The following is a 15,299-nucleotide window of genomic DNA, read 5'->3' on the forward strand; positions in this document are numbered from 1 at the left end:
CGTTCTAAATAATATATTTTCATAGGTTTAATATCCCCCCATTTGAATATTTGCCCAACTCAATGTTTAAATTTATTGTTTCATTATTATAATAATTTCTACTTAATTATCTTTATTACGTATAATTGAAGAATTAAAGCAGGCCTGTATGAAATCCAAAAATCTATTTTTCCTTGTTCTTAGTATCTTTTTATCATTTTTATATCAAGCCACATATGCTACTCATATCAGGGCTGGGGAAATTATTGCAGAAAGAATTTCGACCCAGGCACTTACTTATCGTATCACAGTGGTCGGATATACTGATACCGGTTCACAGGTACAGTTTGGGCCTGGCACCATAAATTTTGGAGATGGTACCGAAGTCCAGCTTAATACCGCCAGTGATATTTCCTTCAAAGAATCACTGGGTAATCAAATTGAGAAAAACACATTTATTGTCACCCATACCTTTCAGGGTCCAGGTAATTATACTATACGGTTTATGGAATTTAACAGAAATGACAGAACCCTAAACATGGACAATTCTGTGGAAACGCCTTTCTATGTGGAAACATGGATTAGGATAGACCCATTTCTGGGAATAAACAATTCCCCTATACTCACGATACCTCCTGTGGACAATGGAGCTGTAAACGTAAGGTATATTCACAATCCTGGCGCCTATGATCCTGACGGAGACAGCCTCGCTTATTTCTTTGATGAGAATGTAGTAAGGCCAAAGCAGGCTTTCCAAAGATATGTAAACAATTACCGCAGTCCGGGATCAGGAGAATTCAGCTTTAACCGAGAAGATGGATCTGCCAATCCTTATATTTCCATGGATCCGTTAACCGGGGATCTTATCTGGGATGCACCAGGGCTCGCAGGCCAGTACAATATTGCTTTTAGGATAGAAGAGTGGCGCAAAGTAAACGGCGTTTATGAGATGATCGGGTATGTGGTCAGAGACATGCAGATCATCATAGAGAACACAGATAACAGAAGACCGGAGCTCATCATGCCTGAGGATATCTGCGTGGTGGCAGGCACCAGGATACAAGAAATCATTCAGGGAAGTGATCCTGATGGTGATGATATCCGTATAGAAGTTTTTGGTGATCCGATTGAAATATCCTCTCCTGCTACCTATAACCCTTTATCAGTTTTTCAGCCTTCTCCTGGCATCATCAATTTCGACTGGCAAACCAATTGTACCCATGTAAGAGACCGTCCATATCAGGTAAGGGTACGGATTACAGACCGTCCCAGCTCTGGGCCAGCTTTGGTGGACATTCGGACATGGAACATTACTGTAGTAGGACCTCCCCCTGTCATAGAAGGGGTGGAACAGATCCCGGGGAGGCAGGCAGAACTAAACTGGGAACCCTATACCTGTGGTACTACGGCCGAAACCATGCAGATATGGAGAAGGCTCAACAGCGACCCGTATGAGCCGGACTCCTGTGAAACGGGTATTAGAGCGGGATATGAACTGGTAGGCACTACTGATATGGATACCTTTAGTTTTATTGATACGAATAATGGTGTCGGATTAAGCCCTGGAAATACCTATTGCTACAGACTGGTATCTGTATTTCCCCCACCAAGAGGTGGAGAAAGTATTGTATCAGAAGAATTTTGCATCACATTAGATGTAGATGTGCCTCTGATTACCAATGTAAGCATAGAAACTACAGATGCAGAAAATGGGGAAATCCTCGTGAGGTGGACCCCTCCTTATGATATAGACGTCAGTCAGTATCCCGGGCCCTATACGTATGAACTTATCCGGGCTGAAGGCTTTACCGGAAATCAGTCACGTGCCTCTATAGTGACCACTTCAGACACTGTATTTGTAGATTCAGGTATGAATACGGCCAATCAGATCTATAATTATGAAATTATTTTACTGGATCAGGGCGTTCGGATAGATACCTCCAGTAAGGCATCTTCTGTAAGTCTGGAACCAGCTATCCTCAATGAAGCTATAGAACTTACATGGCAATTTGATGTGCCTTGGAACAATTCAATAGCTGAATACCCCCATGAAGTGTACCGAAACAGAACCGATCCGATGTCTGAAGATGTGGACAACTTTACGCTCATAGGGGAAGTAAATGTTACCACAGGAGGATTTAGGTTCTTAGACGATGGCAGTCATAATGGGATAGGATTAAATAAAGATATAGAATACTGCTACTATGTCACCACAAAGGGTGCTTATAACTTAGACTTTCTCACTTATCCTTTAGATAATAACTCCCAGATAATATGCGTAAGGCCAGATGATGACAGGTTACCTTGTCCGCCTGTCCTGACTTATGAGGGACCTGACTGTAGGGAATACCTTTCAGACAAACCATGCGGATTTTCTTCATTTTATCATGATCTAAGCTGGCTTCCAGATGTATCCGGAGATTGTGATGATGAACTCTCCCTATACAGATTGTACTTTTCTCAATCAGGGGAAGAAAACACATTTGAGCTTCAAGGAACTTTCAGCGGCGCTACTTTATCTACCAGAATCGAAGGGTTGAATACCATGAGAGGCTGTTATTATATAATTGCAGTCGACAGATCAGGGAATGAAAGCGAACCTAGTAATATAGTATGCATAGATAACTGCCCATATTACGAGTTACCGAATGTCTTCACTCCAAATGCAGATGGCACCAACGATACATTTATGGCTTTTGACAATCCTTTTGAAAAATGTCCAAGATTCGTACAGGCAGTAGAGATAAAAATATATAACAGGTGGGGTGCCTTGGTTTTTGAGTACAATTCTCAGTCCTCTTCTGAAAACAACATATTTATAGAATGGGATGGAAGAAGTAATAATGGCGCTGAACTCCCAGCAGGAACTTACTTTTACTCAGGTACAGTATTATTTGATGCTAATGATCCGGGATTAAGAGTACAAAAGTTAAAAGGAAACATTCAAATAATACGATAATATGTCCGAAGAAAAAGCGGTAATTCTATTCGATGGAGTTTGCAATCTATGTAATACTTCTGTCGATTTTATTATCAGAAAAGATAAAAAAGAATATTTTAAATTCGGTGCCTTACAGCAATCCGGCGATCTTTTAAAAAAGTATAACATCGATCCAGCATATATGAACTCGCTGGTGCTGATAGAAAAAGACCAAGTATATTATAAAAGTGAAGCCGCACTGAAAATCGCCAGAAGGCTGAACGGTGCATGGCCACTTTTATATCCTTTTATTCTACTACCAGATTTGATGAGAGATCCTATCTACAATCTTATCGCTGATAACAGATACCGATGGTTTGGAAAAGGGAATTCATGCAGGCTACCCACTCCTGAAGAAGCCAAAAGATTTATTTAGATGGCACCTGCTTTGCAATAAGGATTCTTATATTGATGTATTGGTAATATATTTACAGTCCTTTAAGCCAATATTGACATTAAACTAAACTAAACACAAACAGTATGAAAGCTTACATATTTCCCGGTCAGGGGGCACAGTTTCCAGGAATGGGAAAAGACTTATATGATACCAATAAGGAGGCTAAAATCCTTTTTGATCATGCCAATGAAATTTTAGGTTTTAATATTACCGAAGTGATGTTTAATGGTACGGAAGAAGCATTAAAGCAGACCAATATCACACAACCTGCCATTTTCCTTCATTCTGTGATTTTAGCTAAAACTTCGGCCAACTTTAATCCTGATATGGTCGCCGGACATTCATTGGGAGAATTTTCTGCGTTGGTCGCGAATGGCGTATTAGCATTTGATGATGCTCTAAAACTGGTACACCAGCGAGCACTCGCCATGCAGGAAGCCTGTGAAATCAATCCAAGCACCATGGCTGCTATTCTTGGTTTGGAAGATGCTAAAGTAGAAGCCATCTGTCATTCAATCAATGGTGAGGTAGTCGTACCGGCCAATTATAACTGCCCTGGCCAGTTGGTAATATCAGGCAGCGTAAAAGGAATAGAAATAGCATGTGAAAAAATGAAAGAAGCAGGTGCCAAAAGAGCATTACCACTTCCAGTGGGAGGTGCATTCCACTCGCCCTTCATGGAACCAGCCAGAGAAAAATTAGAAAAAGCTATCAATGAAACTACCTTTAATCAGCCTATCTGCCCGATATATCAAAATGTAAGCACTACAGGCATGACAGATGTAGATAGGATCAAAGAGAATCTGATCGCCCAATTAACTGCTCCTGTGAAGTGGACCCAATCCATTGAAAACATGGTAGCCGACGGAGCCACACATTTCATTGAAAGCGGGCCGGGCAAAGTACTTCAGGGATTGGTAAAGAAAATATATAAAGAGGCTGAAGTAAGTAGTATTTAACTAATCATCTACCGTCCGTTATACGCTTTCATTAATATATTGTTTGGGTTTGGCTAACCGCCAAACCCATTTTTTTACCCCAGACAACTGTATAATAGATTTTGGAGCATCTGATATTTACGGCCTGTATACATTTACTTCCCCCATATCTTTACATTCATCCAAAAGCTGTCGAGAAGATTTTCCAAACAACGGATGCTTGAAATCCGGAAGCAGCTCTGCCAGTGGTACCAAAGCAAATTTTCTTTCCTGGATCAATGGATGCGGCACCGCCAATAAGGGAGTATTTATAACTTCCCCGTCTATATATAAGATATCTATATCCATGGTCCTATTTCCCCATTTTCTACTACGTGTTCTTTCCAGTATATCTTCTATATCCTGTGTATACCTAAGCACTGTCTCAGGTTTCATTTCTGTTTTAATGATCAATATCCTGTTCAGGTAGTCCCCTTCAGATTCCCCACCCCATGCCGTTGTTTCATAAATCTGAGATCTTTGTACAATTACAAACAGTTTACCGAGAAGGTTTTCAGCTTCTTCTATAAGTGACAGCCTGTCTCCTAGATTACCTCCTATTAATAAAACGACATTTTTCATTATATTCATTTGATCTTTTTAAAATTTCTTTTTTGTTCACAAGGGGTTTTGCATAAGCTTCACAAGAATTAACTGTATCCCGATCTTTATGAAGCTTCCTTCTAGCTCGATTTAATCTATCTATATATAATAATTTTGCAAAAAAAAGCTTAAATTTGAGGTAATTATAACCTACAATATATGCGTTTTTTAAGTAATATTCTTGCTACTATCATTGGGCTATTCATCTTTTTTATCATTACTTTCTTTATCCTAATTGGAATTATCGGCATAGCAGCCTCCTCGGATGATAAAGTGACGATAAAGGAAAATTCGGTCCTACACATCAATCTTGACAATAAACTTTTAGTGGAAAGATCCCAGGATGAGGATTTAGCCATTCCATCTTTTGGGCCTTTTTCTACGATACCTTCGGTGGGGCTGAACCAATTAAAAACCGCCATACGAACAGCAAAGGAGAATGACAACATTAAGGGTATTTACCTACAATCTGGCGTAATCTTAGGCGGTGGGCCTGCCCTGCTTCTGGAGTTAAGAAACGAATTGGAGGCATTTAAATCCTCCGGCAAATTTATAGTTTCCTACTCAGAAGTCCTTTCAGAAGGAGGCTATTTTCTATCCTCCATAGCAGATGAGGTATACCTGAACCCTCTGGGCACACTGGAGTTTAATGGTTTGTCTTCAAATGTGGTCTTTCTTACAGGTTTGTTCAAAAAGTTGGAAATAGAACCTGTTATATTTCGGGTTGGTGAATTTAAAAGTGCCGTAGAGCCGTTTTTCCTGGACAAAATGAGTGAGGAAAACCGCCTACAAACCGCTGTTTTTCTTAACGAAATGAATGACCTGTCCATAGAAAAAATAGCACTGAGCAGAAATATAACCTATGATAGATTAAAGGAAATAAATGACAACATGCTGGTAAGGAAAAACCAGGATGCTATAGATCTAGGCCTAGTAGATGGCCTATGGTATGATGATCAGGTAAAAGACCTGCTTCGTGAAAAATTAGGCATTGAGGAGGACAAAGAAATCCCTTCCGTCAACATCACCCAAATCAATACAAACGCCAAAACCCCTAACAGAAGTTCTGGCAATAAAATAGCCGTCATCATAGCAGACGGAGAAATCATAAGCGGCGACAGTGAAGGATCCATAGGGTCTAAACAGTTTTCAGAAGAAATTAAAAAAGCTAAGAATGATAAGGATGTAAAAGCTATTGTACTGAGGGTAAACAGTCCTGGGGGATCTGTACTTGCATCAGATGTCATATGGCGAGAAATGCGTGAGGCCAAGCAGGTAAAACCTGTGATAGCATCCATGTCAGAAGTAGCGGCTTCAGGTGGATATTATATATCGGCTCCTGCTGATACCATCGTGGCCCAGCCCAATACTATCACTGGTTCTATTGGCATATTCGGACTGTGGTTTAATATGGAAGGCTTGCTGAACAACAAACTAGGGGTTACCACTGATGTAGTTTCCACTGGGCAGTACTCCGATTTTATGAATCCTACCAGACAGATGAGTCCAATAGAAAAAGGAATAGTACAGGCTCAGGTCGAAGAAGGATATGACATATTCATATCCCGAGTAGCCGAAGGAAGGGGTATGACCAAAGAACAGGTCATGGACATCGCTTCCGGCAGGGTCTGGAGCGGAATACAGGCTCAGCAGGTAGGATTGGTGGATGTTTTGGGAGGGTTAGATGATGCCATCCAAATCGCTGCAGTCAAGGCCGGGGTCGCCGATGATTATAGAGTAGCTTATTACCCAGAACAAAAGACATTCTTTGAAAGAATCCTGACTGAACTTTCCAGAGAAGTCCAGACAAAATACATGCAGTACAGATTAGGCGAAAATTTTTATATTTATCAACATATAGAAAAAGTAAAACAATTTGAGGGAATCATGGTGAGATTGCCTTATGATATTGTAGTCAAATAATCAACGGCCTGTTTTTTCACTTAAAAAAAAGAACTATTAAATAATTTATGCTATCTAAAGCAGGATAAAGAATTAAAAAGGAGTGCTGCTGGCACTCCTTTTTAATTAACCATTATTGCCCGTCCTGAAGCAAGACAAGCCATGCTTCATGAACTTTTCCATCTTCTATAAGCTGTTGGGCACTTTTATGTAGATGGAATGAGAAACTTTCAGGGTCATTTTGGTATTTGATTTTCATTTCCTGTATTTGAGGCTGCAGCATATACTCATGTAACTCATCTTGGCTGGGTAGCTTTTCTACATTTCCCAATCTACCCAGATTATTACCTGTCAATACGATACTGTTAAGCACACTTTCTGGAATCTGATCTACCCCTATACCTTTGTTTCTAAGAGGCTTTGGTATCTCAAATAGCGCATCACCGGTAGCTCTGCAATACCAGTCTCCTCCCATCCTGGCTACGGGATCTAATTTAAAAGGGTCTATTTTTCCATCATTATCCAAAATCTCATCCTTTATATGGGCCAAAAGTATTTCACATACCACTAAATTGGCGGCTCCCCCTTCTTCACCTATGGGTATAATCTGAAGCACTTTACATTCAAAGGCCACAGGAGCTTCCTTCACTCTTGGTGGGCTTATCAAAAGTGAACTTTCAGGAGTCAGTCCAGATTTTATAAATTCATTTACACCCTTATCATACTCGGTACTCGCCAGGGACATTTGTTCCACTATACTGAAATTGACGATATTGATGACTACTTCAGGTACTTCGTGCACGTTTTCCAGCGTGTGTTTGGTGGTATTGTCCCTTACTCTTCTGGCAGGTGAAAATACGATAACCGGCGGATTGGAGCCAAATACATTGAAAAAACTAAAAGGACTAAGGTTTACATTCCCCTCCTTATCTACAGTACTGGCAAATGCTATGGGCCGTGGCGCTATTGCTCCCAGCATATAGCCATGAAACTCACCGGTAGATACTTTTTTTGGATCTATGATACTCATTGTATTTTTTTCGCTAGATGTATGATAAAGATTGATGATAGTATAAGATTAGCTTTATCAGCATCTCCATCCTATCGCTAACTCAGAACTCTAGGAAGAAAGCTTCATATAAAATAGCCATTGCTCATTTGATCTGATCACCTCCTATTTATCGGTTGAAAATAAATAGAATTTACTTTAAAGAAGCCATAATTGCGCCATAAATATCTTGCTTCAATATATCAAAGTAAGATACCAGAGGGTTTCCTATTATATTTCAAGTTTTCCTTATATTGGTCATAATCCAAGTGCGGTACTGAAGCTAGGCCATACTTAAGTAAGGGTCAACGGAAGTGGTATCAAAGATTCATAATAAAAATATCCAAGCTTGGTAAAGGTCGCATTTTACCGGAATTCTGATAGCAAATCTACTATACTTTGACATATACCAGCCTCCACGCCTAGTAAAAAAAGCCCCCGCTCCAAAATCGGTTAGATAGGTGAAGGTACCGCCTATTGGACAATCTATCGGGGATCATTTAGAAATATTTGTCACAGTCACAGATTTGACCAAGGTTGGAAATTGAATGCTTTACGACCATGATGCCTTCCATATTAAAATCCCGGCACGCTTCTATTACAAAATTTCATTTTGAACCTCACTATTTTCAGCCACCAATAGCGCCGCTCCATAAACCCCCGCACTATCGCCCAGCTGGGCTTTTAATATCGGAGTGTCAAATTCATGATTGAAGATCATTTCTTTAAGGATGTCCGAGGTGTGGGTATAGATGGACCCGATATGGCTAACGCCCCCACCAAGGACGATGACATCGGGATCTACTATATTTATCATCACACTTAGTGCCCTTCCAAAGCCATCCTGCAATCTCTTAATTGTCAGCAATGCATATGGGTCATGTCCTTCCAAATAACGCTGATGGATTTCTTGTAAGGGTAGTGCATTACCTGATTTTTGTTTGTAAAATAATTCCAGCGCAGGTCCGGAAATAATCTGCTCATTACACCCCTGCTTGCCGCAATAACAAATCTTGCCCTGACCTGGATATAGGTAGTTATGTCCCCATTCACCTCCTATACCATGTCTGCCCTGGATGATATGGCCATTGACCACCAGACCACCTCCTACACCGGTACCTAATATAACTCCGAACACCACCTTCGCCAGGGGAAACTTGGTATGAACGATTCCTAATTTGGTTTCGGCCAGCGCAAAACAGTTGGCATCATTTGCCAATACAATTGATACGCCCAAAACTTTTTCCAAGTCTCTTTTCAGGTCGTTTCCGTTGATCACGGTGGCATTGCAGTTTTTCATTTCACCCTTATTGGGAATATAGGTGCCAGGAGAAGCTACTCCAACCATCGTAGGTTTCATGCCCGTCTGGCTTTCCATTTGACCGACGAGTCGTTTGAATTGGTTAAGGATATGTTCATAACCCAGATGGGCCTCAGTGGGAACCCGTATTCTTAATAGCACCTTGTCCGGGGATTCATAGGACCTTAAAACCACGCCCTCTATTTTAGTCCCACCAAGATCTATACCCCAAAGATTATCTGCACTGAAATCACTCATCCTCTTTTATATATCGTTTTACATCAATTAAAATAAATGGCTAATCTATTCCTTATCCCAAGTCACTACCCCTACCATGCTGTCGGCTGTCCCATAGTATAAATACCAAGTATTTCCGAATAGAACAAGCCCCTCCAAAAAAGTAGTTCCATCCACATACTGTCCTGATTTTTCAAAATCCTTTTCCGGCTTGATAAAAGGCTCATTGGTACGGTCCAGCAGTTTCCACGGTTGTTTGACATCAAACAGCGCCTGTCCACCGGTATAAATTCGGTTGCCAAGTTCGGCCACTCCAATTGTATTGGAATTGCCGGCATTATAGATGACCACGATTCCATCTTCCGTGATTACAGGGGGCGGACCTGCCTCCACCAGCCAAGAATCAAAATATCCCGGACGTGGACTCAATACCGGTACCAGATTGCCTTCATGGTTTTCTACCGGTTCCCAGTTGACCAGATCGTCAGAGCTTGCCAGCCAGATATGGGGCACTCCATAAAACATCCAATACTTCCCGTCAATCTTTGCTGCTACCAGTTTGCCGTCTTTTTCCTCGGTCACTATGGCACCGGATTTAGTCTCCATATTATGGTATTTCCCATCTTTCCAATCCTTAAAGATAGGTCCATGTTTATCCCAGGTTTTCAAATCTTTAGAAGTAGCTACTGCCAGCCTTGGATATTCCCTGTTCCATTGGGTATAGGTGAGGACAAAGGTACCATCCTCCGTTTCCACCAATCTGGGGTCTTCTGTACCGCCGGTCCACTCAAATTCTTTTTGGCTATCATCTGTAGGGTAAAAAACGGGTACCGATTTCCGGGAATAGCTGATCCCATCTTCCGATGTGGCCAGACCGATCCTAGAGGTATGTCCTCCTATTTCCTTTTCCCCCAATTTTTCTTCAGCTCTGTAAAAAACATGGATCTTACCGTTTTTTACTATGGCTGCCGGATTGAAGGTCGCCATGGATTCCCATTTTACACTTCTTCGGGACATAGGGTCTTCAAATGCCGTTTCTGCACGGGGTTCTATTATGGCCTTTTGGTTTTCGGCTCTTTCAAAGGGGCCCATCATCCAGGGTTTCTCCTGTGCATACACCGAGGTGATGGACAGGGCAATGGCTAATATCAGCGTTAATCTTAATTTCATTATACTTTGGATTTATGTGGTCAATAGGACCCACAAAAATATCAGATCTCTGTGGGTCCAAAAAGATAGGTTTGGTTTGATTATTAATACCCGGGATTTTGGGTGATCTGACCACCTGAGCGGTCTACTTCCTCTTGCGGAATAGGGTAAAGATAATGATGCTGCTGGAAATTTTTCCCCATCGCAGAAAGCACTTCATCGGCCAGATTCCATCTTTTCAGGTCATTGAACCTATGGGATTCAAATCCCAGCTCCACTCTTCTTTCATCAACCAAGGCCTGGAAAGCTTCTGCTTCTCCTAGACCTCTGCCACTATAAGGAGGCAATAAATCCGCTGGAGAAACTGTTCCATCACCATGTGGCGTATTTCTGGCTCTTGCCCGCACTTCATCTATCAGCTGCAGGCCACCTTCTATATTGCCTGACCGTATCAAGGCTTCTGCTTTCCACAGCAATACATCCGCATACCTGATGTAGATTTTATTACCCGGTGAGTCATCATTGCCTTTAAACTGTCCATTTGTAGTACCCAGTAATTTATTGGGATTTCTTTCCTCTATGTCAATGGTATAAAATAACCTTGGATCATTTTCCTCAAATGCCTGGACAAAACTCTCCGAAGGAGCTACGAACCCCCAGCCCATAAGGGCAGCCAAACCATTTCCCCTGCCGGGGTTTCTGGCTTCCTGATGGTCATAGGCAAAGATCACTTCATTTTCATTAAATTGCTGGAAAGCATCAAATGAATCAAAGTAATGATTGTTTAAAGCATAAAAACCGTAACCGTCCAGTTCATTGATCCGCATGATGACGGCATTATAATCTTCTTCGAATAAGGCCACTTTAGCCTGCATAGCCTTGGCTGCGCCTATTGATACCCGCCAAGGCTCAGCTGGGTTTGAGTATTTGGTCTCGGGTAATAAGTCCACAGCCCTTTCCAGATCCTGCTTTATAAAAGCCCACACTTCTGCCTTTGGGGCACGGACGGACACCTCATAGGCATCCTCGAAACTTTCCAGCGGAGCGGTGAGCAGAGGAACATCACCAAAATTATTGACCAGATCAAAATAACTGTAAGCTCTTAAGAACAAAACTTCTCCCAGCAACCTGTCCCTTAATGCCGGTTGAAGATTGATTTCGTTCATGACCTCTTGATTTTCGAGTATGTCAATGGCAATGTTTGCCCTGGAGATGGCTTCGTAATTATAACTCCACACTCCGTTAAAGGCACCATTGATGGAAGTGAAATTAAAGGCTGCCACCTCATCCATCCAGGCCTGATCTCCATCGGGATTCCATTTTTTGATCATATCACCTGCTGCGATGTCATAGACTATAAAGTCATTTCTGAGCACCTTGCCACCGGTCCAGTCCCACTCCCCTATCACATTGAGGGTTTGGGAATAGAGTTGATATACCGAATTTACCGATGAGGTAATAGATTGCTCCGTGGGATCTGTGCTGATTTGGTCCTGGGTAATCAAGCCTATCGGCTCTCTGTCCATATACCCTTCACAGCTGGCTATTGCCAGCATGCCGGAAAGGATACCCATTTTTATACTATATCGCATGGCTTTATATTTTGAGTTTGAAAGTGATTTTTCAGTCATCATTTAAAAGGTTACATTTACCCCCATCAAATAAGTCCTGGCTTGGGGATAAGTACCCATATCCATCAGTGCGGTAGATTCCGGATCCAGTCCGGTATATTGAGTAAAAGTCAATAAGTTTTGCCCAGATAAATAAAACCTGATGTTACTGTTACCAGTCAGCCGGTTTGGCTGAAGTGAATAGCCCACCTCTAAGTTCTTTAATCGAAAATAAGAAGCATCTTCCACGAAGATATCCGACACCCGGCTGCTGCCGTTGTCCGTAAAGCTTACTCTGGGGATGGTATTGGTAGAACCTTCTCCATCCCAACTGCCCAATACCCTTTCTGTATAATTGAACGGCCGTGTATCATAGTCAATGATTTTTTTCAGCTCATTGTACCTATCCACACCTTCCACCCCCTGGAAGAGTATGTTAAAGTCAAAGCTGCCGTAGTTTCCGCCAAAGGTCAAACCATATGACAATCTCGGATTGGGATTGCCGATGAAATCACGGTCATTGTCATTGATCACCCCGTTGCCATCCAGATCGGCAAACTTTATGTCTCCTGGTCGCTGAGGTGGATTGAGGGTTCCGCTCAGGTGATTGCTTATTTCTTCCTGATTCTGATAGATGCCTTCCTGTACAAACCCATAGTAGGCATTCAAGGGTTGTCCACTTTGGATTCTACTTACCGGTCCGGTGATATAGGGCAGGTTTGGATGTAAGTTGTCTACCTGATTGCGGAGGGTAGCCATATTACCATTGATGAAATATTTAAATGCATGATCATTGTTTCTATAGACCACTGCCAGTTCCAGACCTCTGTTGGTCACCTGTCCGGCATTCACAAATGTGGGAGATACGTCACCCACCACCTGCGGCAGAGAAATCGGTAATAAAATGTCAGATGTCACTTTCTGGAAATAATCCATACTAACAAACAGTTTATTTCTGTACAGACCAAGGTCAAATCCTATATTGGCCTGGGTAGTAGTCTCCCACCTGAGGTCAGGATTTCCATATCGGGAAATAAGATAGCGGTCCGCATCTCTGGTGAATAGGGTCATATAAGCATAATTGGGAATTTCCTGGTTTCCCTGCTGACCCCAGCTACCGCGCAGCTTCAATTCGGTCAGCACATCGCTGGAACTTAAAAAGCTCTCTTCAGAAATCATCCAACCGGCAGATACCGCTGGGAAAAATCCCCACTTATTGTTTTCCGCAAACCTGGAAGATGCATCCGCCCTAAGTGTGGCAGAAACCATATACCGGTCACGATTCACATAAGTAGCTGCTCCGAAGTAGGAAAATAAAGCCCATTCTTCAGCCAAGCCCCCATTCCACAGATCCCTCTCCGTACCGCCAAAATCCAGATGCCTGAAATTGGGTGAAGTGAAATCAAACCTCATACGCGAGGCATTCATAAAGGAGGAATTATAGGTGATAAACTCTGTTCCCACCACTGCATTGAACTGATGGACACCTATGGTTTTTTCATAATTCACGGTATTGTTCCAGGTGAAGGTGATCTGCTGGCCCCTGGACTCCGTCAGACTGTTTGGCCTGTTTTGTCTGCCCTGACCTCGGTCCACTTCTGCGCCTCCCCCATCATCATCACCAAAGTTGGGTGAGAATGCTTTGTTATGGAAGAAATTCACATCTGCTCCAAAATTTGACCTAAACCTCAAACTGCCATCCTGAAGGATATTATATTCTCCATATATATTACCAAATGTCTTAAAATTGGATAATTTATCATCTGTAAAATGGGCCAAAGCAATAGGGTTTTGGCTAAATTCATATTTACCGCTTTCATAATCGTTAGGCGCACGGTAAAAAGGTAAATCTGTGTATGGGTTTCCCGGTGTATAAGTAGGATCTGAAGGATCCTTGTAGACAGGAATGATCGGCGGCCTCAAGAATGCATGGCGGATGATCCCCGGTGCATCACCACTGGAAGACATCCTGTCCTGGCTGGTGTAGGATATTTGAAGATTGGTACCGATGGTAATCCTGTCGTGAATATCCGAGGAAACATTCGTTCTAAGATTGAAACGCTGAAATTTATCATTGTCCGACACCACGATCCCGTCCTGTGAATAGTATCCCGCAGAAACAAGGTACCTGGTCTTATCATTGCCGCCCTGACTGGAAAGCTGAAGGTTGTGCGTCTGTCCCAGTTCAAACAGCTCATCGAGCCAGTTGGTATCTGCGAAATCCTGTCGGTTCATATCCGCATTATAGGGATTGGTTCCTGCATAACCAGCATTGTTCCAGGCACGCTGTACGGTATTCATGTATTCGTTGGCATTGAGCATCCTGGGAAGATTGGCTACTTTTTGGATACCGCCAAAGTAATTGATGTTTAACCCTTCATCCTTTTTGCCGCTCTTGGTAGTAAGGACCACTACCCCTGCCGAGGCCCTGGATCCATAGATAGAGGTGGCAGCTGCATCTTTCAACACCGTCATAGATTCGATATCCGCAGGATTTAGGAAGGCGATCTCTCTGGTCGGAATGCCATCCACGATATACAGCGGATTGTTATTACCGATCGTACCTGCACCCCTGATCCGGATTTCGATCTCATCACCCGGAGCACCGGTACTTTGGGTTACCTGCACCCCAGCTACCTGACCCTGTAAGGCCTGGGTCAAAATAGGTACTCTCCTCGCTTCCAGCGCTTCCACATCTACTGAAGCCACCGCACCGGAAATGGTAGCACCTTTCTGTGACCTATAGCCCACCACTATGGCTTCTCCCAGTTCGGAAACACTCTCGCTAAGCGTGATATCAACCACATTACGGTTGGCTACCTGTACCTCGCGGGTGGCAAAGCCAATGAAAGATATAACCAGCGTAGCGTTAGCGTTGCGCAGCTCCAGGATATAGTTACCGTCAAGATCTGTGACGGTGCCGTTATTGGTTCCTTTCTCCAGGATGGACACCCCGGGCAGAGGCTCACCATCCGACTCACTGATAATCGTACCGGTCACTGTAAACTGCTGCCTTTGCTCCTGTGGAAAAGGGTCAGCTGCCAGGATGCCGGGACTCATCATCCCAAAAAGGGACGATAGGATTAAGCATTTCCGTAAAAATCTGTAAGGATTCAT

General features: G+C 42.6%; 10 protein-coding genes. 4 read left to right on the forward strand and 6 right to left on the reverse strand.

Annotation, left to right across the window (positions count from 1 at the left end; all coding sequences use genetic code 11):
• Positions 1–148: 148 nt before the first annotated feature.
• The 3 genes from EL17_RS04405 (at position 149) to fabD (ending at position 4,315) form a co-directional block, all read left to right on the forward strand.
• Entirely contained in the window at positions 149–2,938 is a 2,790-nt protein-coding gene (locus EL17_RS04405; protein WP_035070740.1) for a T9SS C-terminal target domain-containing protein, read from the forward strand.
• Between the two features lies 1 nt (position 2,939).
• A complete protein-coding gene (locus EL17_RS04410) occupies positions 2,940–3,335 on the forward strand; it encodes a thiol-disulfide oxidoreductase DCC family protein (protein ID WP_035070743.1) in 396 nt (131 codons plus the stop codon).
• 104 nt (positions 3,336–3,439) lie between these two features.
• Positions 3,440–4,315 (forward strand): ACP S-malonyltransferase, encoded by an 876-nt coding sequence (fabD, locus tag EL17_RS04415; RefSeq protein ID WP_035070746.1) that lies wholly within the window; start codon positions 3,440–3,442, stop codon positions 4,313–4,315.
• A gap of 117 nt (positions 4,316–4,432) precedes the next feature.
• On the opposite strand, the gene folK is transcribed toward fabD, so the two are convergent.
• Positions 4,433–4,915: a 2-amino-4-hydroxy-6-hydroxymethyldihydropteridine diphosphokinase gene (gene folK, locus EL17_RS04420; RefSeq protein ID WP_035070749.1), complete on the reverse strand. Its 483-nt coding sequence runs from the start codon at positions 4,913–4,915 to the stop codon at positions 4,433–4,435.
• Between the two features lie 180 nt (positions 4,916–5,095).
• Between folK and sppA the strand changes: the two genes are divergently transcribed.
• Positions 5,096–6,859 (forward strand): signal peptide peptidase SppA, encoded by a 1,764-nt coding sequence (sppA, locus tag EL17_RS04425; RefSeq protein ID WP_035070752.1) that lies wholly within the window; start codon positions 5,096–5,098, stop codon positions 6,857–6,859.
• A gap of 112 nt (positions 6,860–6,971) precedes the next feature.
• Here sppA and EL17_RS04430 read toward each other — a convergent pair whose 3' ends face one another.
• From EL17_RS04430 to EL17_RS04450, 5 genes are all read right to left on the reverse strand, one after another.
• Positions 6,972–7,868: a flavin reductase family protein gene (locus tag EL17_RS04430; RefSeq protein ID WP_035070755.1), complete on the reverse strand. Its 897-nt coding sequence runs from the start codon at positions 7,866–7,868 to the stop codon at positions 6,972–6,974.
• 616 nt (positions 7,869–8,484) lie between these two features.
• Complete coding sequence (locus tag EL17_RS04435; RefSeq protein WP_035070758.1) at positions 8,485–9,444, reverse strand: ROK family protein; 960 nt, start codon at positions 9,442–9,444, stop codon at positions 8,485–8,487.
• 45 nt (positions 9,445–9,489) lie between these two features.
• Complete coding sequence (locus EL17_RS04440; protein WP_035070761.1) at positions 9,490–10,593, reverse strand: glycoside hydrolase family 130 protein; 1,104 nt, start codon at positions 10,591–10,593, stop codon at positions 9,490–9,492.
• An 83-nt stretch (positions 10,594–10,676) separates the two neighbouring features.
• Positions 10,677–12,164 carry a RagB/SusD family nutrient uptake outer membrane protein gene (locus tag EL17_RS04445; RefSeq protein ID WP_035072053.1) on the reverse strand — a complete coding sequence of 496 codons (1,488 nt, stop codon included), beginning with the start codon at positions 12,162–12,164 and terminating at the stop codon, positions 10,677–10,679.
• Between the two features lie 42 nt (positions 12,165–12,206).
• On the reverse strand, positions 12,207–15,299 hold the full coding sequence (locus EL17_RS04450) for a SusC/RagA family TonB-linked outer membrane protein (RefSeq protein ID WP_035070764.1): 3,093 nt from the start codon (positions 15,297–15,299) through the stop codon (positions 12,207–12,209).

It is taken from the genome of Anditalea andensis, assembly GCF_000714815.1.
GTDB lineage: Bacteria > Bacteroidota > Bacteroidia > Cytophagales > Cyclobacteriaceae > Anditalea > Anditalea andensis.